Source organism: Caulobacter sp. Root655, assembly GCF_001427665.1.
GTDB lineage: Bacteria > Pseudomonadota > Alphaproteobacteria > Caulobacterales > Caulobacteraceae > Caulobacter.
Window position 1 is genome coordinate 136,406 of the sequence record NZ_LMHC01000024.1, and the last position, 24,404, is coordinate 160,809.

The 24,404-nt window shown below is 68.8% G+C and carries 17 protein-coding genes; 5 read left to right on the forward strand and 12 right to left on the reverse strand.

The window, feature by feature from the left end:
- Positions 1 to 741: 741 nt before the first annotated feature.
- Positions 742 to 948, forward strand: a complete 207-nt coding sequence (locus ASD79_RS24075) for a hypothetical protein (RefSeq protein WP_156400578.1) — start codon at positions 742 to 744, stop codon at positions 946 to 948.
- On the opposite strand, the gene ASD79_RS18500 is transcribed toward ASD79_RS24075, so the two are convergent.
- The 7 genes from ASD79_RS18500 to ASD79_RS18530 form a co-directional block, all read right to left on the reverse strand.
- The gene (locus ASD79_RS18500; protein ID WP_056724358.1) at positions 945 to 2,051 is read right to left on the reverse strand and encodes a sugar kinase; all 1,107 of its coding nucleotides are present in this window, start codon (positions 2,049 to 2,051) and stop codon (positions 945 to 947) included. The two genes, ASD79_RS24075 and ASD79_RS18500, sit on opposite strands and share 4 nt — an antisense overlap.
- Positions 2,052 to 2,057: 6 nt before the next feature.
- Positions 2,058 to 2,732: a bifunctional 4-hydroxy-2-oxoglutarate aldolase/2-dehydro-3-deoxy-phosphogluconate aldolase gene (locus ASD79_RS18505; protein ID WP_007665729.1), complete on the reverse strand. Its 675-nt coding sequence runs from the start codon at positions 2,730 to 2,732 to the stop codon at positions 2,058 to 2,060.
- A 584-nt stretch (positions 2,733 to 3,316) separates the two neighbouring features.
- On the reverse strand, positions 3,317 to 6,055 hold the full coding sequence (gene ppc / locus ASD79_RS18510; RefSeq protein ID WP_056724361.1) for a phosphoenolpyruvate carboxylase: 2,739 nt from the start codon (positions 6,053 to 6,055) through the stop codon (positions 3,317 to 3,319).
- A gap of 180 nt (positions 6,056 to 6,235) precedes the next feature.
- Entirely contained in the window at positions 6,236 to 7,003 is a 768-nt protein-coding gene (gene kduD, locus ASD79_RS18515) for a 2-dehydro-3-deoxy-D-gluconate 5-dehydrogenase KduD (RefSeq protein ID WP_056724363.1), read from the reverse strand.
- A 150-nt stretch (positions 7,004 to 7,153) separates the two neighbouring features.
- Positions 7,154 to 8,002, reverse strand: a complete 849-nt coding sequence (gene kduI, locus ASD79_RS18520) for a 5-dehydro-4-deoxy-D-glucuronate isomerase (protein ID WP_056724365.1) — start codon at positions 8,000 to 8,002, stop codon at positions 7,154 to 7,156.
- A gap of 18 nt (positions 8,003 to 8,020) precedes the next feature.
- Positions 8,021 to 9,484 carry a glucuronate isomerase gene (gene uxaC / locus ASD79_RS18525; protein WP_056724367.1) on the reverse strand — a complete coding sequence of 488 codons (1,464 nt, stop codon included), beginning with the start codon at positions 9,482 to 9,484 and terminating at the stop codon, positions 8,021 to 8,023.
- Between the two features lie 105 nt (positions 9,485 to 9,589).
- Positions 9,590 to 10,687 carry a LacI family DNA-binding transcriptional regulator gene (locus tag ASD79_RS18530; protein WP_082585014.1) on the reverse strand — a complete coding sequence of 366 codons (1,098 nt, stop codon included), beginning with the start codon at positions 10,685 to 10,687 and terminating at the stop codon, positions 9,590 to 9,592.
- A 161-nt stretch (positions 10,688 to 10,848) separates the two neighbouring features.
- Between ASD79_RS18530 and ASD79_RS18535 the strand changes: the two genes are divergently transcribed.
- Together ASD79_RS18535 and ASD79_RS18540 are read left to right on the forward strand one after the other, a co-directional pair.
- Positions 10,849 to 12,357 (forward strand): UxaA family hydrolase, encoded by a 1,509-nt coding sequence (locus ASD79_RS18535; RefSeq protein ID WP_056724754.1) that lies wholly within the window; start codon positions 10,849 to 10,851, stop codon positions 12,355 to 12,357.
- On the forward strand, positions 12,354 to 13,814 hold the full coding sequence (locus ASD79_RS18540) for a mannitol dehydrogenase family protein (protein ID WP_156400579.1): 1,461 nt from the start codon (positions 12,354 to 12,356) through the stop codon (positions 13,812 to 13,814). The genes ASD79_RS18535 and ASD79_RS18540 overlap by 4 nt, the downstream gene beginning before the upstream one ends.
- 133 nt (positions 13,815 to 13,947) lie before the next feature.
- On the opposite strand, the gene ASD79_RS18545 is transcribed toward ASD79_RS18540, so the two are convergent.
- The 3 genes from ASD79_RS18545 to ASD79_RS18555 all read right to left on the reverse strand — a co-directional run bounded on the left by ASD79_RS18545 (position 13,948) and on the right by ASD79_RS18555 (position 17,802).
- Entirely contained in the window at positions 13,948 to 14,508 is a 561-nt protein-coding gene (locus tag ASD79_RS18545) for a sugar transferase (protein ID WP_056724369.1), read from the reverse strand.
- A gap of 15 nt (positions 14,509 to 14,523) precedes the next feature.
- Entirely contained in the window at positions 14,524 to 17,439 is a 2,916-nt protein-coding gene (locus ASD79_RS18550; RefSeq protein ID WP_235524517.1) for a polar localization protein TipN, read from the reverse strand.
- A 162-nt stretch (positions 17,440 to 17,601) separates the two neighbouring features.
- A complete protein-coding gene (locus tag ASD79_RS18555) occupies positions 17,602 to 17,802 on the reverse strand; it encodes a hypothetical protein (protein WP_156400580.1) in 201 nt (66 codons plus the stop codon).
- 289 nt (positions 17,803 to 18,091) lie between these two features.
- Between ASD79_RS18555 and cysD the strand changes: the two genes are divergently transcribed.
- The gene (gene cysD, locus ASD79_RS18560; protein ID WP_056724375.1) at positions 18,092 to 19,024 is read left to right on the forward strand and encodes a sulfate adenylyltransferase subunit CysD; all 933 of its coding nucleotides are present in this window, start codon (positions 18,092 to 18,094) and stop codon (positions 19,022 to 19,024) included.
- A complete protein-coding gene (cysN, locus tag ASD79_RS18565; RefSeq protein WP_056724377.1) occupies positions 19,024 to 20,952 on the forward strand; it encodes a sulfate adenylyltransferase subunit CysN in 1,929 nt (642 codons plus the stop codon). Before cysD ends, cysN begins: the two co-directional genes overlap by 1 nt.
- Positions 20,953 to 21,079: 127 nt before the next feature.
- Here the strand turns inward: cysN and ASD79_RS18570 are convergent, their stop codons facing one another.
- Positions 21,080 to 22,252: an MFS transporter gene (locus tag ASD79_RS18570; protein WP_056724380.1), complete on the reverse strand. Its 1,173-nt coding sequence runs from the start codon at positions 22,250 to 22,252 to the stop codon at positions 21,080 to 21,082.
- 52 nt (positions 22,253 to 22,304) lie between these two features.
- Positions 22,305 to 24,014: a methionine--tRNA ligase gene (gene metG / locus ASD79_RS18575; RefSeq protein WP_056724381.1), complete on the reverse strand. Its 1,710-nt coding sequence runs from the start codon at positions 24,012 to 24,014 to the stop codon at positions 22,305 to 22,307.
- Between the last annotated feature and the right edge of the window lie 390 nt (positions 24,015 to 24,404).

Below are 24,404 nucleotides of genomic sequence, written 5' to 3' on the forward strand. Positions count from 1 at the left end.
GGCAGGTCGGTCCTGCGGGCGGTCGAGGCCGTGGACCTCCCCCCTCCGTCGGCTGCGCCGACACCTCCCCCACAGGGGGAGGAATTGGTCTATCCCCATCGCCCCCGCCATCATTCCCCAACGAATTCAACGCCAAAAATCAACTTATCCTCCCCCTCTCACGCCCCCGCATAATCAACCCACCTCAAGGCATGGGGAGGGCGCGTGGCCAGCGACCTTCGTGGCCTTGGGTGCGGTCGAGCGGGTAGCGCTCGTCGGCGGCGGTTCGAAAGAGCCGCGACCCGCATGCCACCTATGGGGAGCCGCCCATGGACGACAGGAACGGCGGAGCATGACGGGGCTGGCGAGGGCGACAGGCGTGCGGGGGATACGTCGTTGGCCCGGCCCGCCCGCCGGGGGCATAGACCCGGTAAGGCCTTAAGAGGGCCACCCGCCGGACGCTCCTGGAAAACGCACCGCGCGGAGCGTCGGTCTGTGTCGAAACGGTATTTCCAAATCAAACTCCGGGCCCAGCCCGGCGCTCCGCGTCCCTCCCCACACCTTCAGCGGCTTTCCGCGTGAGGCGGCGAAGTCGTGTTCATAAGTCCTCCCCCTGTGGGGGAGGTGTCGGCGAAGCCGACGGTGGGGGGAGTGATCGGCAGATGGCCAGATCTACGATCGACGATCCCCAAACTCCCCCCACCGGTCGCTGCGCGACCACCTCCCCCACAGGGGGAGGCGTTAATCAGAAAGGAGTTCTTCATGCCCAAATCCCGCGACCGCCGCCCGCCGCAAGAGCCGCCCGAACCCTGGGAAAAGCGCCCTTCCCCACGCAGGCGCGAATATGTGCTGCGGGAAATCCGGCGACGCCTGGACCTCCTCTATCCCCACGAGCACGGCCACGCCCAGCAAAAAGCCCCCGACCTCGCGGCCAGGGGCTCTGCTTGGAGCGACGAAGTCGAGGACTAGCGGATGACCCGCGCGCCCTTGCCCTTCATCACGGCCTCGACCTCTTCCTTGCGCACCATCGAGGTGTCGCCGGGGGTGGTCATGGCCAGGGCGCCGTGAGCCGCGCCGTACTCGACGGCGGCCTGGGGACCCTTGCCTTCCATGAAGCCGTAGGCCAGCCCGGAGGCGAAGCCGTCGCCGCCGCCGACCCGGTCGTAGATCTCCAGGTTCTCGCGCATCATCGACTGATAGAATTCGCCGCCGGCATAGAGGATGGCGGACCAGTCGTTGATCGAGGCGGTCTTGGCGTTGCGCAGGGTCGTCGCCGCGACCTTGAAGTTGGGGAACTGGGCGACGGCCGTCTGGATCATCTTCTTGAAGTTGGCCGGATCGATCGACGAGATGTGCTCGTCCAGGCCTTCGACTTCAAAGCCCAGGCAGGCGGTGAAGTCTTCTTCGTTGCCGATCATCACGTCGACATACTGGGCGATGTTGCGGTTGACGACCTGGGCGCCGGCCTTGCCGCCCTGGCTCTTCCACAGCGAGGCCCGGTAGTTGAGGTCGTAGGAGACCACGGTGCCGTACTTGCGGGCCACTTCCACCGCTTCGATCACGGCTTCGGCGGTGTTGCTGGACAGGGCCGCGAAGATGCCGCCGGTGTGGAACCAGCGGACGCCTTCCTCGCCGAACAGCTTTTCCCAGTTCACTTCGCCGGGACGGATCTGCGAGGCGGCCGAGTGGCCCCGGTCGCTACAGCCCAGGGCGGGACGCACGCCGAAACCCTTCTCGGTGAAGTTCAGGCCGACCCGGGTGTTGCGGCCCAGGCCGTCGAAGTCGCGCCAGATGACGTGGGACATGTCCACGCCGCCCTGGTTGATCAGGTCCTGGACCAGCCAGCCGAGGTCGTTCTCCGGCAGGGCGGTGACCACGGTCGAGCGCTTGCCCCAGCACTTGTTGAAGGCGCGGGCCACGTTGTACTCGCCGCCGCCTTCCCAGACCTGGAACTGGCGGCTGTTGCGCACTCGGCCGAAGCCCGGGTCGAAGCGCAGCATCACTTCGCCGAAGCTGGCGCAGTCCCACTTCGTTTCCGAAGCGGGGCGGATCTTGAGGACGTTATCGGTCATGCGGGATCAGGCCTTTCCACGAACCTTCTTGATCAGGTCCACCGTCTCGCGGACCTTCTTGGTAATGCCGGCGTAGTCGCCCGCATCGAGCAGCTCCTGGGTGATCAGCTTGGAGCCCATGCCGGCGGCGACGATGCCCGCGCCGAACCACTTGGTGACCGAGGCTTCGTCCGGATCGACGCCGCCGGTCGGCATGATGCGGGTCCAGGGCATCGGGCCCAGCACCGCCTTGATGAAGTCCGGGCCGCCGACCGACGAGCCGGGGAACACCTTGACGATCTCGCAGCCCAGTTCTTCGGCGTAGGAGATTTCCGAGGCCGAGCCGCAGCCGGGCGAATACGGGATCTTGCGGCGGTTGCAGACCTTGGCGACGTCGGCGTTGAGGATCGGGCCGACCACGAACTTGGCGCCGTTGGCGATGTAGATGCCGGCGGTCGGCGCATCGACGATCGAGCCGACGCCCATGATCACGCGCGGGTCGGCCGAGGCGAAGTGACGGGTCACTTCGTAGAAGACGTGGCTGGCGAAGTCGCCGCGGTTGGTGAACTCGATGCAGGGCGCGCCGCCGTCGGCGCAGGCCTGGATCACCTTCTTACAGACCTCGACGTCGGGGTGATAGAACACCGGGATGACGCCCTGGTCCATCAGCGCCGTCAGAACGGCCATGCGGTCTTTCACCATCGGTACTGCTCCTCAAAGGATCGATCTTGCGTCTGGCCCTGCTGGCGGGCCTCGGCGTGGAAGATTTCGCCGCGATCGGCGCTGGGCGACCGTTTAGACCGCGTCGCGGGCGGACGCCACACCGGAGGCTCCCCCAGCGTCAATTCCCGACGCCAATTCCATGACTCTCTCGTGATCGTCCTTCGTTTCCATCCCGCCCGGGGCGCCGTCCCGATTGCCTCGGGTCCTGGCGCTGAGGCCGCCTCAAATAAAGGGCGTCGGGCCAAAGCCCGACGCCCGAGTTTGCGCAGGAGCGAACTCAGAAAGAGCCGCGAACGCTTGGGACCGGGCAGACCAGTCCGAAACGTCATGAGACCGGGAGAAAAAGTGGTCTGACCACTTTGTCACCGGTGTCATCGAGGAATTTACTCCGAAGCCTCGCCTTGTGCAAGCGGGTTAAAAACGGTGTTCGTGTTTTGACAAGATTGACGAAAACGACGCGCGGGAGCCGGGGACACGAGTGGGGACACACACTCACGGCAAGCACGCGGCCAAGTCTGGCGACGCCGTGGAGTGAGTGTGTGTCCCCGATCCAGCCCCCGCCCTCACCCGGTGTTGCGCAGGCCCGCCGCGATGCCGGCCACGGTCAGCTGGATGGCCAGGCGCACGTTCTCGTCCTGGTCGCCGGCCCGGCGGCGGGTCAGCAGTTCCAGCTGCAGGTGGTTCAGCGGATCGACCGACAGCCCGGCCAGGGCGACGGACTCCGCCAGCTCCGGCTGGTTGTCGAGCAAGGCGCTGCCGCCCCGGATTGCCAAGGCGATCTGGCTGGCGTTGTCGTGCTCCCGGTGGATGGCAGCGAAGATCCGTTCGGCATTCGCCTTGTCGGGCGACAGGGCCATGTACCGGGCGGCGATGCCCATGTGGCTCTGGGCCAGGGCCAGCTCCATGTTCGACAACAGGGCTCCGAAGAAGTCGAAGCCACCCGCCAGGTCCTGCAGCTGCCCCGTCGACAGCCCGGCCCGTTCGACGCCCGAGGCGAAGCCGTACCAGCCGGGCAGCATGAAGCGGGCCTGCGACCAGCTGAACACCCACGGGATGGCCCGCAGGTCCTCGATCTTGCGGCTGGCGGTGCGCGAGGCGGGCCGGCTGCCGATGTTGAGGCCGACGATCTCGCCGATCGGCGTGGCCGACCAGAAGAAATCCTCGAAGGCCGGGTCGTCGTACACCAGGGCCCGGAAGCCATGGAACGAGGCCTGCGCCAAGTCGGTCATCGCCGCCTCGACCTTGGGGTCGGGACGGTGAGGCTCACGCTCGCTGGCCATCAGCACCGCGGCGGCCAGGCCGTCGAGGTTGCGGCGGGCGGTGGGCTGGTCGCCAAACCGGCGGGCGATCATCTCGCCCTGCTCGGTCATGCGGATGCGGCCCTGGACGGTGCCCGAGGGCTGGGCCATCACCGCCTCGGCGGCCGGCCCCCCGCCCCGTCCGACCGAGCCGCCCCGGCCGTGGAACAGTTGCAGGCCCACGCCCATGCGCTCGGCCTCGAACGCCAGGGCCGAGGCGCCGCGCGCCACGCCGCGCCGCGAGGCCACGTAGCCGCCGTCCTTGTTGCTGTCGGAATAGCCGAGCATGATCTCCTGCACCGGCCGGTCGCCCAGGATGGTGCGCGAGATCGGCAGCTCCAGCCACTGGCGCAGCACGCGGGGGCCGTTCTCCAGGTCGCCGATGGTCTCGAACAGCGGGCTGATCTTCACCGAGGCGCGCGGCGCGGCACCGCCCCAGACCAGGCCGACCTGCTTGAGCAGGACCAGCGGCTCGAGGATGTCCGACAGGGTCGCCGACTTGGAGATCACATAGGCGCCCAGGCACCCGTGACCGTAGTCGCGGACCATCTGGGCGGCGGCCTCCATGGTCGCCAGCTCGCGGGTGGTCTCCTCGCCATAGGCGGTGAATGGCGAGACCAGCGGCCGCTGGTGCGACAGCTCGCTGATCAGCAGCTTGGAACGGGCCTCCTCGTCGAGCTCCAGGTATTTCACACCGGCCCCGGCCCGCCGGTACAGTTCGTCCAGAGTGCGTTCGTGGACGTCGGCGTTCTGGCGCAGATCCAGGCTCATCAGGTGGAAGCCGCAGGCCTGGGCCACCTCAACCAGGGTGCGCAGCGAACTACCGACCAGGCGTTCGCCGCCGTGGCGCCCCAGAGAGTCGATGATGACCTTGAGGTCGGAGACGAAGGCCTCGGGATGGCCGTAGGGGTCGACCTTGGCGTCCTCGGTGGCGAAGATCACCCGCGAGCCGGTCAGCTTCTTGGAGACCGCGTTCAGGCGATCGAAGATCAGTTCCAGCGCCAGGCGATAGGGCTCGTCCAGGCGGTGCACCGACGGGTCGCTGGCCTGGGCGGCCAGGGCCAGCACCTCTTCCGACACCGGCGTATAGGCGGTGGAAACCGCCAGGTTGGACCACAGCTTGCGCACCTCGCCGGCGTACCAGTCGAGGATCACCCGGGCCTGGGAGGCCAGGGCCAGCTTCAGGGTGTCGCCGTTGACGCCGGGATGGCCGTCGCGGTCACCGCCCAGCCACGAGCCCATCTTCAGCAACGGGGCCATCTGGCCATGCTCACCGACCTGCCGCGACCAGTCGCCGTACAGGTCGATGATCGCCGGCAGGATCGAGGTGCGGACGATCGACAGGGCGTTGCGGATCTCGTCCTTCACGGTGATCCGCTCGGGACGATACAGCCGGGTGCGCCACATCAGGGCGATCTCGCGGAACAGCCGCTCGCGGATGTCGGCGTCGAGGTCGGCCGGCAGGTGGTGGCGGCGCAGGGCCATCAGCCGCGAGATCTCGGTCTCGCGGTCGACCATGCTGCGGCGGCGCACCTCGGTCGGGTGGGCGGTCAGCACCGGCACCACGTTCATCGAGGCCAGGACCCGGGTCAGCTCGGCCTTGGTCTTGCCGGCCTTGATCAGCCGCTCGACGGCGTCGACCAGGGTGCGCGGACGCTCGTCGCCCGGCTGGGCGTCGGCCTCGGCGTGACGGCGGCGGCCAGCGACATCCTCGCCGATATTGGCCAGCATCGAATGGCTGGCCAGGGCCCGGGCCAGGAAGATCGCCTGGTCGCTCGACAGGTCGGCGAACAGATGGTCCAGCCGCGCGGCTTCGCCGTCGGAGCTTTCCTGCGAGGCGGCCTTGCGAGCCGTGGCCACCAGCTCGGCGGCGGCATCGCCGTCGAGATAGGCGATGGCCTCGTTCAGCAGGTCGCTGAGCAGGTTGGCGTTCTGCCGCACGTGGCGGCTGGTGGGGCGATCCCCCTCTGGCGACGAGAGGCCGAGCGACAGGGGGTTGCGCATGCGCGAAGCTCCGCGGCCGCCGCGAGACGCGACGGCTCATCAGGTAAGAAACGTACGAAACGGCGGGAGGGCGTTAGCCCTCGCTGCCGTAGCGGCGCCCTTACCGCGCTTTGTGCATCGCGAAAAGGCGGCGAGCGGCATGGTTGCGGTACCAAACGCCGTTTGGCGCAGAAATATTCCCTAGCGGGCCAACCAGCCGCCATCGACGGGCAAGGTGATGCCCTGGACGTAGTCGGCGGCCGACGAGGCCAGGAACACCGCGGCCCCGCCCAGGTCGCCTGGCTGGCCCCAGCGGCCGGCCGGGATGCGGGCCAGGATCGAGGCGTTGCGGTCGGCGTCGTTGCGCAGGGCCTCGGTGTTGTTGGTGTCGAAATAGCCCGGGGCGATGGCGTTGACGTTGATGCCCTTGGACGCCCACTCGTTGGCCAGGATCTTGGTCAGGCCCGCCAGGCCGCTCTTGCTGGCTGTGTAGCTGGGCACGCGGATGCCGCCCTGGAAGGACAGCAGGCTGGCGATGTTGATGACCTTGCCGATGCTGCCCTGCCCGCCCTGCTTGAGCACCTGCTTGGCGAAGGCCTGGGTCAGGAAGAACACCGACTTCAGGTTGGTGTCCATCACCGCATCCCAGTCGGCCTCAGAGAACTCGATGCTGTCGGCGCGGCGGATGATGCCGGCGTTGTTGACCAGGATGTCGACCTTGCCGAACGCGGCGACCGTCTCGTCGACAACGCGCTGCACGGGCTCGATCGAGCCGAAGTCAGCCTGGATCGACAGGAACTCGCGGCCGGTCGCCTCGACCAGGGCTTGGGTCTGGGTCGGCGCGCTGCGGCCGGCGGCGGCGACATTGGCGCCGGCTTCGGCGAGGGCCACGGCCACGGCCTGGCCAAGACCGGTGTTGGCGCCGGTGACGAGGGCGACCTTGCCTTCGAGGCTGAACGAATGGGCCATGGTGCTGTTTTCCTGATCCAAATTGTTGTCATCCCGGAAGCGGCGAAGCCGCTGTCCGGGACCCAGGGGCGGCGCGCGCGGCTCCTGGGTCCCGGGTCTTCGCTGCGCTTCGCCCGGGATGACACGGGAAAAGCGCGGGAGCCTTCGCTCCTACTTCAGCTGGCAGATGTCCAGCACGTTCATGTCGGTATAGTCGAGGTTCTCGCCGCCCATCGCCCAGATGAACGTGTAGTTCGAGGTGCCCGAGCCCATGTGGATCGACCACGGCGGGCTCATCACCGCTTCCTGGTCGGCGATCACGATGTGACGCATCTCGTCCGGCTCGCCCATGTAGTGGAACACCCGGTCGTTTTCGCCGAGACCGAAGTAGAAATAGGCTTCCGACCGGCGGTCGTGCAGGTGGGGCGGCATGGTGTTCCAGACGCTGCCCGGCTTCAGCACCGTCATGCCCAGCAGCAACTGGGCCGACTTGCAGGTGGTCGGCACGATGTATTGGTAGATGGTGCGCTCGTTGGAGGTCTCCAGCGCGCCGCGCTCCAGCGGAACGGCGTTGGCGAATTCCAGCTTCTTGGTCTCGAAGGCGGCGTGGGCCGGCAGGCTGGTGAGATAGAAGCGGGCCGGGTTGGCGGCGTCGACGCTCTCGAACACCACGTCCTTGGCGCCCATGGTCACGTAGATGCCGTCACGCGGCTCGATGTCGTAGACGACGCCGTCGACCGTGACCTTGCCCTTGCCGCCACCGACATTGATGGCGCCCAGCTCACGACGCTCCAGGAACGGGTGGCCGGCCGCCGAGGCGGGCTCGGTCTGGTCGGGCAGCTTGACGCCCTTGGAGACCGGGGCCGCGCCGCCGATCACGAAGCGTTCGGCATGGTTGTACTGCAGCACGATCTCGTCGGCCGCGAACAGGCCCTGCATCAGGTAGCGATCACGCAGGTCGTCGTTGCTGACCGCGTACATCATGTCGGGGTGGGTGGCGTGGTAGGTCTTGGCGAACATCAGGAAGCTCCGGAAAATCTAGTCGGCGGCGTGCTTGGCGGCGGCCGGCGTGGGCGCCGGTCGCGGTTGATCGAGTTTGTAGGCCCGCTTGGGCAGGTTGTAGGTCAGGTCGACGATCAGTTCGGCGGCCTCGACATCGTCCATGCGATGTTCGGCGACCATCCGGGCCAGGAAGGCGCTGTCGACGCGGCGGGCCACGTCGTGGCGGGCCGGGATCGACAGGAAGGCGCGGGTGTCGTCGTTGAAGCCGACGGTGTTGTAGAAACCCGCCGTCTCGGTGACCTGCTCGCGGAACCGCATCATGCCCTCGGGGCTGTCGTGGAACCACCAGGATGGGCCCAGCTTAAGCACCGGATAATGGCCGGCCAGCGGGGCCAGTTCGCGGCTGTAGACCGTCTCGTCCAGGGTGAAGAGGATGATCGACAGGCGCGGGTCGGCGCCAAACTTGGAGAGCAAAGGTTTCAGCGCATCGACATATTCGGTGCGCATCGGGATGTCGGCGCCCTTGTCGCGGCCATGGCTGGCCAGCAGGCTGACATTGTGGTTGCGGTGCGAGCCGGGGTGGATCTGCATGACCAGCCCGTCGTCCAGGCTCATCTTGGCCATCTCGGTCAGCATCTGGGCGCGGAACAGTTCGGCCTTGGCCGGGGTGACCTCGCCCTTCAGCAGGCTCTGGAACAGGGCCTCGGCCTCGATGTCGCTGAGGTCGGCGGTGGCGGCGGTCGGGTGGCCGTGGTCGCTGGACGTGGCGCCGGCGTCGATGAAGGCGGCCCGGCGGACGCGGTGGCCCTCCAGATAGCCCCGCCAGCTGGTGACGTCCTGGCCCGAGACCTCGGCGAAGCGGTCGAACGCGCGGCCGAAGCGCTCGTCCTCGAAATCGATGACGGCGTCGGGGCGATAGGCGGTGATCACATGACCGCCCCAACCGCTCTCACGGATGGCGTGGTGGTGCTTGAGGCTGTCCTGCGGGCCCTCGGTGGTGGCCAGGGTCTCGATGTTGAAGCGGTCGAACAGGGCGCGCGGGCGGAAGGCCTCGGTGGCCAGGGCCTCGTTGATCCTGTCGAAATAGAGGTCGGCGGTGTCGGCGCCCAGGAAGACGTCGAAGCCGAATACCTTGCTGAACACGTGGTTCAGCCAGATCCACGACGGCGTGCCGCGGAACAGGTGGAAGTTCTGCGCCAGCAGCCGCCAGGCGGCGCGCGGATCGGTGCCCGGGACGCCGGCCTTGGAGCGCACCTTGAGGCTCTCGAGCGAGACCCCCTGACTGTAGAGCATGCGGAACAGGTAGTGGTCGGGCGCCAGCAGCAGGTCGGTGGCGTCCTCGAACGGATCGTTGGTCGCGAACCACGACGGGTCGGTATGGCCGTGCGGGCTGATGATCGGCAGGTCCTTGACCTGCCCGTACAGCGCCCGGGCGATGCCCCGCGTCCGCTCGTCGGCGGGAAACAGGCGGTCTTCGTGAAATACCAGAGGCCGAGCCATGGCTGCTCTCTACTCCCTAATCCGCCGACGGCCTTCGCGGGCCGCTTCGACGCGCTTGGTAACCGGTGTCATGACATGATGCAAGCCGCAGGGGCTCGCCCCACCCTATACCGAGGGCGGGGGACCGGACGACTCGCGAACGACAAGATAGGGGATCGTGCTGTTGGGGTCGCGCTTCTCGCGCGCCGCGGCGCCGATCAGCTTCTCGGCGGCGATCCGCCCCACTTCCCGGGTCGGGATATGGATGGTCGTCAGCGGCGGCCAGACGGCTTGGGCGATCTGGAAGTCGTCGAACCCGACCACGGTCAGGTCGGCCGGCACCTGCAGGCCCGCGCGACGCGCCGCCTGCAGCACGCCGGCGGCCATTTCGTCGTTGCCGGCGAAGATCGCGGTCGGCCGCGGGGTCTTGGCCAGCAGCGCCTCGCCGCAAGCCAGGCCCGACTCGAAAGTGTAGGCGCCCTGCACGACGTAGTCGGGATCCAGTTTCAGGCCGCCCTTGGTCAGGGCGTCCTCGAAGCCCCCTCGCCGCTCGTGCGACGATCGGAAGCTGGGCAGGCCGGTGATGAAGCCGATCTTCTTGTGGCCCAACTCGACCAGGTGCTGCCCCATGGCCTCGCTGCCCAGCCGGTCATGGCCGACAATCATGTGCTCGGGCGCGTCCAGTTCGACCGAGGCGATGCGGATATATTCGCAGCCGATCTCGCGCAGCAGCTTGGCCACCCGCTCGTCTTCCGAAACCGACGGCGGCAGCACGACGCCGAACAGCTTCTGGCGCTCCACGAAGGTGCGCACGTCCAGCAGGAAGGTCGGGCTGGAGCGGTCGCAAGGGTGGACCACCAGCTCGAACCCCGAACCCCGGATGCCGTCCAGCAGGCCCAGCTGCATGTTGACGACATATTGCGGGTTGGGGTTGTCGTAGATCATGCCGATCAGGAACGAGCGGCGGAACGCCAGCCCCCGAGCCTGGGGGTCGGGAGCGTAGCCCCACTCGGCGATCACCGCCTCGATCCGCTCGCGCGTCTCGTCGCGTACGAACGGCGACTGGTTGATGACTCGCGAGACGGTCTTCTTGGACACCCCGGCCAGACGGGCGATGTCGTTGATCGTGGCGCGCTTGCGCCCGCCTTCGAGGCCCCCGCCTTCGCGGTCGGTGTCGAATTCCGCGTTGTCGGCGGCCGTCAGGGGGGGCTTGGACAAGGTCAAGGCGTTTCCATGCGGCGATCGTTGTTCTGTTTTGTCATACTCTACCGAGGGCGGCCTCGCTACAGATGCCCTGACAGGCGTAATTGCTCTATGGTGACACCGGTTTCCTCGGCGCACTGACGAGGATGGCAACACGAAACGTCGCGATGACCAAGACTTTGATGACTGAACCGACCTCCACCCCCTCCGAATCGATCCACGGCGTCGATCCGCGCGACCACGTGGCGACGGCGTTGCGCGACCTGGCGGCCGGCGAGACTCTCGACCTGCACGGCGTCGCGATCACCGCCCGCGCCGACATCCCCAAGGGCCACAAGATCGCCGTGGCGGCCGTGGCCTCCGGCGGCGACGTGCTGAAATACGGCTGGCCGATCGGCCGGGCCACGGCCGACATCGCGGTCGGCGACCATGTGCACGTCCACAATGTCGAGACGCGACTGTCGGGCGTCGAGGATTTCGTCTATGCCGCGTCCGTTCCGGCCGCCCATGACACCCCGCCCGCCGGGACCTTCCTGGGCTATCGCCGCGGGAACGGCCGGGTCGGCACCCGCAACGAGATTTGGGTGCTGTGCACCGTCGGCTGCGTGGCCAACACCGCACGGCGGATCGCCGAGAAAGCCAACGCCCGATTCGCCGGCCGCGTCGACGGAGTGTTCGCCTTCCCCCACCCGTTCGGCTGCTCGCAGTTGGGCGACGACCTGACCCATACCCGCAAGCTGATCGCCGGCCTGGCCGCCCATCCCAACGCCGGCGGCGTGCTGATTCTCGGCCTGGGCTGCGAGAACAACCAGCTGAAGGCCCTGCTGGACTCGGCGCCGGGCCTGGATCCTCAGCGCCTGCGGTCCTTCACCACCCAGATGGTCGAGGACGAGTTCGAGGACGGCCTGGCGGCCATCGAGGCCCTGGTCGAGATCGCCGAACGCGACCGCCGCGCGCCCTCACCGCTGTCGGACCTGGTGGTCGGCCTCAAGTGCGGCGGGTCGGACGGGTTCTCCGGCGTCACCGCCAACCCGCTGGTCGGGCGCATCGCCGACAAGGTCTCCGACGCCGGCGGCACGCCGGTGCTCACCGAGATCCCCGAGGTGTTCGGGGCCGAGCAGGTGCTGTTGTCGCGCGCCGCCAGCCAGGATGTGTTCGACGGCGCGGTGCGGGTGATCGACGACTTCAAGCGCTACTTCATCGACAACCACCAGCCGATCTACGAAAACCCCTCGCCCGGCAACATCGCCGGCGGCATCACCACCCTCGAGGAAAAGTCCCTGGGCGCGGTGCAGAAGGGCGGACGCTCGCCCCTGGCCTCGGTGTTGCGCTACGGCGAGCAGGTGGGGCCGCACGGCCTGACCCTGCTGGAGGCGCCCGGCAACGACGCGGTCTCGTCCACCGCCCTGACGGCGGCGGGGGCGACCGTGATCCTGTTCACCACTGGGCGCGGCACGCCGCTGGGCTTCCCCGCCCCCACCCTGAAGATCGCGTCCAACAGCGCCCTGGCCGTCCGCAAGCCTGGCTGGATCGACTTCGACGCCGGTGTCGTGCTGTCAGGCCAGACCATGGACGCGGCGGCCGACTCCCTGATGGATCTGGTGGTGGCCACGGCCTCGGGCCAGCCGACCAAGGCCGAACTCAACGGCGAACGCGAAATCGCCATCTGGAAGACAGGTGTAACGCTTTGACGACCCAAACGCTCTCCCGCCCGCTGCGCCTGAACGCCGTCAGCTTTCCCGCCGCCATTCCCGGCGTCGCCCTGCCCGCCTATGACCGCGACAAGGTCACGGTCGGTGTCGTGCACTTCGGCCCCGGCGCCTTCCACCGCGCCCACCAGGCCTTCTATTTCGACCAATTGCTGGCCAAGGACCCGCGCTGGGGGATCAGCGCCGTGTCGCTGAAGAGCCCCGGCGTCCGCGATGCCCTGCGACCGCAGGACGGCCTCTACACCCTGGCCCAGCTCGACGCCGAGACCACTTTCCGCGTCGTGGGATCGATCCTCGAGGTGCTGGTCGCGCCCGAGGACCCGCCGGCCGTGTTCGCCCGCCTGGCCGCGCCGCATACGCGCATGGTCACCCTGACCGTCACCGAGAAGGGCTATTGCCTGACCGGCGACGGCAAGCTCGACACCGCCCACCCCGACATCGTCCATGACCTGGCCAGCCCGCGCGAGCCGGTCAGCGCCATCGGCTACATCGTCGAGGGCCTGCGCCGCCGCCATCAGGCTGGCCTGGCCCCCTACGCCGTGGTGGCTTGCGACAACCTCGCCGACAATGGCTGGCGGCTGAAGGCGGCGACCGTGGCCTTCGCCCAGGCCGTGGACCCGGTCCTGGCCGCGTGGATCGAGACCGAAGCCCGCTTCCCGCGCACCATGGTCGACAGCATCACCCCCGCCACCGACGACGCCCTGCGGGCCCGGGTCGAAGCCGCCACCGGCCTGACCGACGCCTGGCCGATCCAGCGCGAGGCCTTCACCCAATGGGTGGTCGAGGACGTGCTGGGCGATGCTTCGGCGAAGGGGGGCGCGCCCGACCTGGCCAGCGTCGGCGTCACCCTGACCGACGACGTGCGCGGCTTCGAACGCGCCAAGCTGCGGCTGCTGAACGGCGTGCACTCGACCATCGCCTATGTCGGCTTGCTGAAGGGCTTTGAGACGGTGTTCGAGGCGATCAGCGACCCGGACCTGGCCAGGATCGCCGAGGACCTGATGGTCCAGGACATCATCCCGACCCTGACCGCCCCGCGCGGCCTGGACCTGGCCGCCTACGCCCAGGCGATCCTCGGCCGGTTCCGCAATCCCGAAATCCGCCACCTGCTGGCCCAGATCGCCTGGGACGGTTCGCAGAAGCTGCCGTTCCGCATCCTCGGCACGGTCGCCGACGCCTTGGCCGCCGGCCGCCCGGTCGACCGCCTCGCCCTGCCCCTGGCCGCCTGGATGCACTTCGTGCGCCGCCGCGCCGCCGAGGGCGTGGCGATCGTCGATCCGCTGGCCGGTCGCCTGGTCGAAACGGCGGCCGCCTGTACCGGCGACGCCCACGCCGACGTCGGCCAGTTCCTGAAGCTGGAGCCGGTGTTCAGCCGGGCGTTGGCAGGCAACCCGGTGTTCGTGGCGGCGCTGGAGACGGCTTACGCCGAACTCGGTTAATTCCCTCTGGTTGTCATCCCGGAAGCCTCGCAGAGGCTGTCCGGGACCCAGGGGCCGGCGCACCGCGGTCGCCCTGGGTCCCGGCCTTTCGCTTCGCTACAGCCGGGATGACAACGGGATTTGGTCGAGGAATCTACCGCGTCACGCCCTTGCCCGTCACCACCGGCGCCACGGTGGCCAGCAGGATTCTCAGGTCGAACAGGAACCCCTGCCGCTGGAGGTATTCGGCGTCCAGGGCCACCTTCTGGGGAATGGCGATCTCGTCCCGGCCGTTGATCTGCGCCCAGCCGGTTACGCCGGGACGAAGAACCTCGACGCCGGCCTCGGTGCGCAGGGCCACCAGGTCATGCTGGTTGAACAGGGCCGGCCTCGGCCCGACCAGGCTCATGTCCCCGACCAGTACGCTCCACAGTTGCGGCAGCTCGTCGAGACTGGTCTTGCGCAGCAAAGCCCCCGGCGGCGTCAACCAGCAGTCGGGGTCATCCAGCAAATGGGTGGCGACCTCGGGCGTGTCGATCCGCATGGTCCGGAACTTGGGCATCGAGAACAGCCGGTTGTCGCGCCCCACCCGCTGCGACCAGTAGAGGGCCGGCCCCGGTGAACTCAAGCGCACGATCGCCGCCAGGATCAGCAGCGGCGCGGCCAGCACCAGCAGGGCCGCGCCCGAGGCCGCCACGTCGAAGAGACGTTTCACGTCAGGCCCACGTCCCTAGGCCAGGTCGCCGAACGCGGCGTCCAGCAGCAGATAGGCGCGGCCGGCGTCCGACGACAGCAGGGCCGCCACCAGGAAGCCTTCGCGATCCTGCTCCGAGGCCTCGTCCATCATGCCCGCATAGCGGCGCAGGAAGCGCTCGGCGTCGGCCCGCAACGGCGCGTCGGAGAACAGACGGCGGACCAGCCGGCGGATGGCGGCCGGCGCCAGCTTCTTGACCACTTCGCGCGCCCCGGCCCCGTCATGGGTCTGGATGGTGGCGGCGATCTCGTCGATGCGGCCGCGCGGCAGCAGGGCCGCCGGGTCGATGCCCATGGCCAGGATCTCGGCGGCCATCTTCTCGCCCAGGGCGGCGTCGCCCGGCGCGGCGCTTTCCAGCCCCGACAGCAGGTTGCGCCATGACCAGCCACCGGGCGGCTCGGCCCGTTCGCTCGACGGAGCCGGCGCTTGCGGGGCGGCGTTGCGGCCACCGGCGGCGTCGAACACCGAGCGGAACTCGTCGTCGGTGGCGGTGGGCGTCAGGCGCAGGCGCGGACGCAGGCCGATGTCCTCGGCGCCGGGCTCGTTAGCCGGCGGCGCGACGGGCGGCGGAGCCACGGGTGGCGGGACGGACGGCGGTGGAGCGGCCTGCGCCTGGCGGAGCGGCGGCGGAGCTCGCGCCGGCGCTTGGGGCGTGGGGGCGGCCGCGCCCATCCGGCTGACCGCCTCGCTGAGCATGTCGTAGTTGCGCCGCACGCGTTCCTGGAAGGCCTGGTCGATCGCCGCGGTCTCCTCGGCCGTCTGACGCGCGGCCAGCCGCAGGGACTCGATGCCGTGGTCGATCTGGGCCCGAACCTCGTTGGCCCGCGCCAGGGCCTCGGCCGGCAGGTCGGCGGTGCGACGGCCGACATCAGCCAGCATCGACTCCATCTCGGCGATGGTGGTGCGCGCGGTCTCGACGCTTTCGGCAAGCTTCAGGGCCGTGCGGGCTCCGGCCTGCTCGACCACCTGAGCCGACTGCTCGATCAGGTCGCGGGCCTCGTCCATGCGGGACTCGAACACCGTGTCGGCCTTCTGGCCGGCGGCGAAGGCGATCTCGTTGAGCTGGTCGACCCGGCCACGCGCCGTTTCGACCCGTTGCTCGACCCCTTCGCTGGCCTTGCGGGCGGCCGCGGCCATGGCGTCGAGCGCCTGGTTGAGCGCGCTCTCCAGATCGCCGCGTTGACCGCCGGCCGCGCTGGCCAGGGCGGCGATGGCGCTGGAGGTTTCCGCCGCCAGGGCCTCGCGCTCGGCGCGGGCGGTCTCGGCGACTTCGCGCAGTTGTTCGGCCGCCGCGCCGATCAGGCCGCGCAGGACCTCGGCGCCCATGGCCGCCATGTCGCCCATCTCGGTGGCGCCGGCCCGGGTGTGGCCGATGAACTCGGTGAGTTGGGCGGTGCGGGTCTCGGCCTCCGAGGCGAAGTCCTCCTGGTCGGTGCGCAGCGACTGGCTGGCGGCCACCAGGGCGGCGCGCTGCTGGGCCAGGTTGCGTTCGACGGCGGACATCTGGTCGCCGACCCCCTGGCCGGCGGTTTCCAGGCGGGCGATCTGGCGCGACAGGTCCTCGGCCCCGACCCGCGCGGCGTCGGACGCCTCGCCGGCGGCGGCGGCCAGGTCGGCGGCGCGGGCGGCCAGGGCGGCCTCGGCCTCGCGCAGCTGGGTCTCGGCCAGGTCGGACGCCTCGGCGACCATGCGGGCCTGGCTGCCGATGGCGTCGACCACGGCGGTGGACTGGGCGTCCAGCGACGTCGACAGGGCATGCATCGCCTGACGCTCGTGGCCCAGGCCCTCGGCCAGTTGCTTGGCCATGCGGGCCGACTCGCCGGTCGCCTGGGTGAGGGCCAGGGTCTCTTCGGCCAGGGCTTCGCGCAGCGCCTGGACGCGGACCCGCGCCTCATCGGCGGCGGCCGTGGCAGCGTCGATCTCGGCGCGGATGCCTTCGACCGCGTTGGTGACGCCGACCGCGGCCAGAGCGGCGGGGGTCAGCAGCCGGTCGGTCATGACGCGGTTGCGCTTCAGTTCGGCCGAGACGCCCATGGCCTGACGCAGCATGTAGGCGCCCAGCAGGGTGAAGATGGCCGGCCCGATCGCCAGGGCCGCGAACACCAACAGGGCGAACTGGTCGACCTTCAGGGCCGGCACACCGGCCCCGTAGCCGAGGGCGAAGGCCAGCGGCGCCAGGGTCCAGAGCGCGGCGGCCGCGACGGCCAGGCTCCAGAACAGCGGGGCCGGCATCGGCTTCTTGTCCCCATAGGTCGACAAGGGCGTGGGCTGCGGAGCGACCTGGGAGGCCGGCGGCGTTTCGCGCGGCGGGGAGACCGCCGCTTCCGAACGCCGCGACAGGGTTGGCGGTTCGGGCTCGGCCACCGGGGCGGGCGGCTGCGCGACCGACGCCGTCAGAAAGGATGGTAGCGGCGCATGCGGCTCGGGTTCGACCCGGGCGTTGCGCTTGACGCGCGAAGCGTACGGCGTGAACGGCGCGGGTTCGGGCTGAGGTTCCGGGGCCTTGAATTCCGGGGGCTGAAACTCCGGCGTCCTGTCTTCGGGCTCCAGAGCTTCAGGTTCCGGGGCGGCGACAGCCTCGGGCTCGGGCTCGGGCGCGGGTTCCGGCGGCTTGGGCTGCGGCTTGGGCGTGGACGAGAAGAAGCCGCGCCGGGCGCTGGCGCGGGGCGTCTCCGGCGTCGGGATCGGCGCGGGTTCGGGATCGAGACCCAGCGGGCCGCGATCGAGATTCGGCGGGGTCGGAGCTTCCGGCACGGCCGCGATGTCGAGATCCAGGTCGGGTTCGCTGACCGGCGCATCCGCCTCGGGCTCGGCCTGGCGGCCGAAATCCTCGACCGGCGGTTCCAGAGGAATGCCGGAGAAATCAAGCGGTTGGCGCTTCTTAGGCTTCATACGCAGCCATAGTCCCAGGGCGAACGGCATGGGGCCGGATGAACTTCCGCCGCGCGGACGCCCCACCCTCGCGCAACGAATAAACCTAGCGACGAAAAGCCCGCGCGCATAGCGGGTTCCGGCGGTTTTCCCGTCACGGGCGAAGGTTGCCCCGCAAGGGGTTCAGGCGCTGACGGCCGCGGTCTGCCGATGGGGACAGGCCGTCGAGCTTTCGATGGCCTGCTGGCGGGGCGTGCGCGCGATGGTTCGCTCGGCTTTCGGGGGAGCCTTGACCTGCCGGTCCACCACCACGCCGAACTGGCACAGCGCCATGGCCGAAAGCCAGAGCATGATCGCGGCGAAGAATTCAGCCAAGGCGGACATCGGCGGACCCATATTCCGATAGCGACGTTATGCGATAGTTCGCGGCCAGGCCCGAATGAACTTTTGGTCATGAAAAACGACGCGCGCCGGCCTGTCTGCCATCGAAGCTCACAGCGCCTGCAGTTTTCACCGCCTTGCTCGTCCCGTCCCCGAGACCTAGGTCCAGGCCACAGGATCATCGATCGGCCTCGCGTTTATGCGCGGGGGCGGAGCTTTCCATTTGCGGATGCGCGTTTTGCCCCCTACCCAAGTCGCTTCTCTGTCGCACGACGCCTTCACGGATCAGTCGATGACCGCGCCGACTCCGGCCCTCTTGACCCCGGCGAGGCTGACGCACCTGCAGCGGCTGGAAGCCGAGAGCATCCACATCCTGCGGGAGGTCGCCGCCGAGTGCGAGCGGCCGGTCATGCTGTATTCGATCGGCAAGGACAGCGCGGTGATGCTGCACCTGGCCGCCAAGGCGTTCTATCCTTCGAAGCCGCCCTTCCCGCTGCTGCACGTCGACACGACCTGGAAGTTCCGGGCCATGTACGAGTTGCGCGACACCATCGCCGAGCGGCTGGGCTTCGACCTGCTGGTCCACAAGAATCCCGAAGCCGAGGCGCGCGGCATCAACCCGTTCGACCACGGCAGCGCCCTGCACACCGACCTGTGGAAGACCGAGGGCCTCAAGCAGGCCCTGGCCAAGTACGGTTTCGACGCGGCCTTCGGCGGCGCCCGCCGCGACGAGGAGAAGAGCCGCGCCAAGGAGCGGGTGTTCAGCTTCCGCTCGTCCGAGCAGCGGTGGGACCCCAAGGACCAGCGACCCGAGCTGTGGAAGCTCTACAACACCCGCAAGCACCCCGGCGAAAGCCTGCGGGTGTTCCCGATCTCCAACTGGACCGAGCTGGACGTCTGGCAATACATCCACCTGGAGAACATCCCGATCGTGCCGCTGTACTTCGCGGCCGAGCGGCCGGTGGTCGAGCGCGACGGCGCGCTGATCATGGTCGACGACGACCGTTTCCGCCTGCGGCCCGGCGAGGTCCCGCAGATGAAGAGCGTGCGGTTCCGCACCCTGGGCTGCTATCCGCTGACCGGCGCGGTCGAGAGCACGGCCTCGACCTTGCCCGAGGTGATCCAGGAGATGCTGCTGACCACCACCAGCGAGCGCCAGGGCCGGGTCATCGACCATGACCAGTCCGCCTCGATGGAGAAGAAGAAGCAGGAGGGCTATTTCTGATGCCTCCCCCCACTTTGAATGCGATCTACAAGCCCTCCGATCTGATCGCCGACGACATCGACGCCTATCTGCTGGCCCACCAGCACAAGTCGCTGCTGCGCTTCATCACCTGCGGCTCGGTGGATGACGGCAAGTCGACCCTGATCGGCCGGCTGCTCTACGACAGCAAGATGATCTTCGAGGACCAGCTTGCATCTCTCGAAGCGGACTCCAAACGGATCGGCACGCAAGGCGGGGCGATCGACTTCGCCCTGCTGGTCGACGGCCTGGCCGCCGAGCGTGAGCAGGGCATCACCATCGACGTCGCCTACCGGTTCTTCGCGACCGACAAGCGCAAGTTCATCGTCGCCGACACCCCCGGCCACGAGCAGTACACCCGCAACATGGTCACCGGCGCCTCGACCGCCGACGCCGCCGTGATCCTGATCGACGCCCGCAAGGGCGTGCTGACCCAGACCCGCCGCCACTCGTATCTCGTCAAGCTGCTGGGCATCCGCCACGTGGTGCTGGCGGTCAACAAGATGGACCTGGTCGGCTGGGACCGGGCGGTGTTCGACGAGATCGTCGCCGACTATCGCGCCTTCGCCGACCAGATCGGGCTGGAGGTCTTCACCCCGATCCCGATCTCGGGCCTGACCGGGGCCAACATGGCCAGCCGCGGCGAGGACTCGCCCTGGTTCGACGGTCCGATCCTGATGGACTGGCTGGAGGGCGTCGAAGTCGAGGACGACCTGCGGAGCCAGCCATTCCGCATGCCCGTGCAGTGGGTCAACCGGCCCAACCTCGACTTCCGCGGCTTCTCCGGCCAGATCGCCGCCGGCACGGTCAAGCCGGGCGACAAGGTCAAGTCGCTGCCTTCGGGCCGCGAAAGCACCGTGGCCCGCATCGTCACCCTGCCCGACGACCTGCCCGAGGCCTTCGCCGGCCAGTCGGTGACGATCACCCTGGCCGACGAGATCGATGTCAGCCGCGGCGACATCCTGGTCGCGGCCGACAACCCCGTCGCCGTCGCCGGTCAGTTCGAAGCCACCGTGGTCTGGATGGACGACGAGCCCCTGCCCCCGGGCCGCTCCTACCTGTTGAAGATCGGCACACGGACGGTCGGGGCCAGCGTCACCGAGATCAAGCACCGGGTGAACGTCAACACGCTCGAGCACCTGGCCGCCAAGCGGCTGGAGCTCAACGAGATCGGCGAGGTCAACCTGTCGCTCGACCAGGCTATCCCCTTCGAGCCCTATACGGTCAACCGCGACCTGGGCGGCTTCATCCTGATCGACCGGATCAGCAACCGCACCGTTGGGGCCGGCCTGCTGAACTTCGCCCTGCGCCGGGCCGATAACATCCACTGGCAGCATACCGACGTCAGCAAGGCCTCGCGCGCCGCCCTCAAGGGTCAGCGCGGCCGGGTGGTCTGGCTGACCGGCCTGTCGGGCGCCGGCAAGTCGACGATCGCCAACCTGGTCGAAAAGCGCCTGCACGCCCTGGGCCGCCACACCTATCTGCTGGACGGCGACAATGTTCGCCACGGCCTCAACAAGAACCTCGGCTTCACCGAGGAGGACCGGGTCGAGAACATCCGCCGGGTCGCCGAGGTGTCCAAGCTGATGGTCGACGCCGGGCTGATCGTGCTGACCGCCTTCATCTCGCCGTTCCGGGCCGAACGCCGGCTGGCGCGGGAGATCCTCAAGGACGGCGAGTTCGTCGAGGTGTTCGTCGACACGCCGCTGGCCGTGGCCGAGCAACGCGACGTCAAGGGCCTCTACAAGAAGGCGCGGGCCGGCGACCTGAAGAACTTCACCGGCATCGACAGCCCCTACGAGGCGCCCGAGCATCCGGAGCTGCGGATCGACACGACCACCATCGGCCCGGTCGAAGCCGCCGAGCGGATCGTCGCCTGGCTGGAAGGCGAGCTGGATTACGAGATCTAGCCGCTCCCTTCTTCTTCCGTTTTCCCGACGAAGGTCGAGACCCAGATTCAGCCGGAGCCTCTCGTGGGTTTCACCTGGGCCCCGGCCTTCGCCGGGGCGACGGGTGGGGTAGAGGTTCACGGCTGGGTCACGCCCCCATCCGGGGCGGCGCGAGCCGCGTCAGCCTCAAGGCCCCGATCAACCCCAGACCGCCCATGACGGCCATCACCAGGTAGCCCTTCACGCCGAACGCGTCGAACAGCGGGCCCGAGGCCAGGGTGGCGACGCCCAGCATGAAACCGGCCGATAGGGCCGAGTTGATGGCCTGGGCGGCCGAAGCGCTTTGCGGCGGGGCCAGGCGCTCGATCAGCCGCAGCGAGGCCATGAAGCTGGCCGCGAAGGTCAGGGCGTGCAGGGCCTGCAGCGGGAACAGCAGCCACAGCGGCGGGGCGAAGGCCAGGGCCGTCCAGCGGATCGCCGCCGCCGCCCCGCCCAGCACCAGCAGGCGCTCAGGCCCGACCTTGCGCCGCCACGGCTCGGCGAACCACATGAAGCCGACCTCGACGGCGACGCCGACGCCCCACAGTACGCCGATCATCGGCTCGGAAATCCCCTCACGCCGCCAGAGCAGGGTCGAGAAGCCGTAGTAGAAGGCGTGGGTCCCCTGGATCAGGCCGACGGTGATCACGGCCAACAGGAAGGTCCTGTCGCGCAGCAGCACGCCCAGCCCCTTCCAGCGCGTGGCCTTGTCGGGCGCGACCTCGGCCTCGTGGACCCGGTCCGGCGGCACGACGGTGGCGGCGAGCAGGGCGCAGCCGAGGACGGCCACGGTGATCCAGATCGGGATGATGCTGGGCGCGGCGACCGTCAGGATCGCCCCCATGGCCAGGTTGCCGACGATGAAGGCCGCCGAGCCGGCCCCGCGCGGCAGGCCGTAGTTGAAGCCCTCGATCCGCGAGCGCCGCAGGGCGATCACGTCGACCAGCGGCGTCAGGGTGGTCAGGCAGGTCATGCCGACCAGCCAGCACAGCAGCAGGGTCGGAAAGCCCGGCGCGGCCAGCATGGCGATGTAGCCAGCCCCCGCCCCCAGGGCGAGCCAGGCCATCGGCGTGCGCCGCAGGGTGAAGCCGTCGGCCCAGACCGCCAGGGCCGGTCCGGTGAACGGCCGGATCAGCATCGGCAGGGCCAGGATCAGGCCGATCTGCGCGCCGGTCAGGCCGCGGGCGTGGAAATAGGTGGCGATGAACGGCAGGCTGACGCCGGTGCCGAGGTAGGAGACGACGTAGAACAAGCCGAGGCGGGAAGCGGAGGACGCCTTCAAACACCTTCTCCCAGAGGGAGAGGGTTCAGGGGGCGGCGCCCGGCCCTCACCCCTACTCCGCCCCGCCGAACTGGGCCGTCCATTCGGCGATCTGGTCGTCCTCGATCTTCCTGAACAGCACCTCCGGCGCCCGCACCGGCAGGCCAACGGGCAGGATCGACAGTTCGGCCGCCGCGTCGGTCGTCGGCCACTCGGGCGGCCACGACAGCGCGAACGCCTCGGCGATCTTCTCGGCCGCGAACGGGATGAACGGCGCCGAGATGCGGGCGTACAGCGCCGCGAGGTTCAGAGCGGTACGGACGATCACGGCGGCGCGGTCGCGGTCGGTCTTGATCGCCGTCCACGGGGCGGCTTCCTGCAGGTACTCGTTGCCGACCACCCACAGCGCCCGCAGGGCCTGGGCGCTCTTGCGCACCTCGATGCCATCCATCTGCTCGGTCAGGTCGGCCAGGCGCGCGGCGACGTCGGCGTAGAGCTTCTCCTCCAGCGGGCCGGGCGCGCCGCCGTCGGGGATCACGCCGTCGAACTTGCCTTCCGTGAACTTCAGGATGCGGTTGACGAAATTGCCCAGCACGTCGGCCAGGTCGCGGTTGATGGCGCTGGCGAACTGCTCCCAGGTGAAGGCCGTATCGCTGCTCTCGGGCGCGTTGGAGGTCAGGTACCAGCGCCAGAAGTCGGGCGGCAGGATCTCCAGCGCCGCGTCCATGAACACGCCGCGCCTGTTGCTGGTCGAGAACTTGCCGCCGTACCAGTTGAGCCAGTTGAAGGCCTTGAGCATGTCGACGCTCTTCCACGGCTCTTCCGAGCCGAGGGTCGTGGCCGGGAAGCTGACGGTGTGGAAGGCGACGTTGTCCTTGCCCATGAACTGCACGTAGCGGACGTTATCGGCGCCCTCATCGGTGCGCCACCACGACTTCCAGTCGCGGCCCGGACCGGCCTCGGCCCACTCCTGGGTGGCGGCGATATATTCGATCGGCGCGTCGAACCAGACGTAGAACACCTTGTCCTCGAAGCCCGGACGCGGAAATTCGCCCTTGGTCACCGGGATGCCCCAAGCCAGGTCGCGGGTGATGCCGCGATCGATCAGGCCCTCGTCCAGGTGCTTGTAGGCGATCGACTTGGCCAGCAGCGGCCAGTCGGCGTGGCCGTCGACCCAGGCCCGGATGCGGTCGGCCATCCTGGTCTGAAGGAGATAGAGGTGGCGGGTGTCGCGCACCTCCAGGTTCCGCGACCCGGAAATCACCGAATAGGCGTCCTTCAGGTCGGTGGGGTCCAGCAGGTTGCCACAGTTGTCGCACTGGTCGCCGCGCGCCTTCTCGAAGCCGCAGTGCGGACAGGTGCCTTCGATGTAGCGGTCGGGCAGGAAGCGGGCGTCGTCGATGGAATAGACCATCTGGTCGACGCGCTCCTCGATCAGGCCCCGCGCTTCCAGCACCTCGCAGAAATGCTGGGTCAGGCGGTGGTTCTGCGGCGAGGACGAGCGGCCGAAATGGTCCCACGACAGGCCGAACGCCCGGCCGACGTCGTGCTGCAGGACATGCTGCTCGGCGCAGTAGGTGGCCACGTCCTGGCCGGCGGCGGCGGCGGCCAGTTCGGCCGGAGTGCCGTGCTCGTCGGTGGCGCAGATATAGAGAGTGTCGTTGCCCCGCGCCCGCTGGAACCGCGCATAGACGTCGGCCGGCAGCATCGAACCCGCCAGATTGCCCAGGTGCTTGATGCCGTTGATGTACGGCAGGGCGGAGGTGATCAGGATGCGGGCCATGGGGCGGTCGGTCTTTCGGGAGTCGCGGGGAGCGGTTGGATATAGAAGCTGGGGCGCGGAAACGAAAGCGCCCTGCCCTAGCCGCCTCCAGAACCAAGGCCCTCCCCCTGTGGGGGAGGCGGCCGAAGGCCGGTGGGGGGAGGTTTGGGGTCTTTGATCCGGGTCGTGGCCATTGGCCGATCCCTCCCCCCTCCGATCGCTGCGCGATCGCCTCCCCCACGGGGGGAGGACCTGGAAGGCACGGCCTCGCGACCTCACGCGGAAACCCGCTGAGCTATCGGAAAGGGTCGCGGAGCGCCGGACACCGTCCGGAGTTTGAAAAACAATACCGTTTCGACGAAGCCCAGTCGCTCCGCGCCATCGTTTTCCGGAAGCCTGCGGCGCTGAGCC

Bases quoted from the DNA above. Each gene is read 5' to 3' on its own strand.
- metG (WP_056724381.1), bottom strand. From the start codon at position 24,014: ATGGCCCGCATCCTGATCACCTCCGCCCTGCCGTACATCAACGGCATC.
- ASD79_RS18555 (WP_156400580.1), bottom strand. From the start codon at position 17,802: ATGTCCGCCTTGGCTGAATTCTTCGCCGCGATCATGCTCTGGCTTTCG.
- ASD79_RS18550 (WP_235524517.1), bottom strand. From the start codon at position 17,439: ATGAAGCCTAAGAAGCGCCAACCGCTTGATTTCTCCGGCATTCCTCTG.
- kduD (WP_056724363.1), bottom strand. From the start codon at position 7,003: ATGGCCCATTCGTTCAGCCTCGAAGGCAAGGTCGCCCTCGTCACCGGC.
- uxaC (WP_056724367.1), bottom strand. From the start codon at position 9,484: ATGGCTCGGCCTCTGGTATTTCACGAAGACCGCCTGTTTCCCGCCGAC.
- ASD79_RS18505 (WP_007665729.1), bottom strand. From the start codon at position 2,732: ATGGTGAAAGACCGCATGGCCGTTCTGACGGCGCTGATGGACCAGGGC.
- cysD (WP_056724375.1), top strand. From the start codon at position 18,092: ATGACCGCGCCGACTCCGGCCCTCTTGACCCCGGCGAGGCTGACGCAC.
- kduI (WP_056724365.1), bottom strand. From the start codon at position 8,002: ATGTTCGCCAAGACCTACCACGCCACCCACCCCGACATGATGTACGCG.
- ppc (WP_056724361.1), bottom strand. From the start codon at position 6,055: ATGCGCAACCCCCTGTCGCTCGGCCTCTCGTCGCCAGAGGGGGATCGC.
- ASD79_RS24075 (WP_156400578.1), top strand. From the start codon at position 742: ATGCCCAAATCCCGCGACCGCCGCCCGCCGCAAGAGCCGCCCGAACCC.
- ASD79_RS18535 (WP_056724754.1), top strand. From the start codon at position 10,849: ATGACTGAACCGACCTCCACCCCCTCCGAATCGATCCACGGCGTCGAT.
- cysN (WP_056724377.1), top strand. From the start codon at position 19,024: ATGCCTCCCCCCACTTTGAATGCGATCTACAAGCCCTCCGATCTGATC.
- ASD79_RS18500 (WP_056724358.1), bottom strand. From the start codon at position 2,051: ATGACCGATAACGTCCTCAAGATCCGCCCCGCTTCGGAAACGAAGTGG.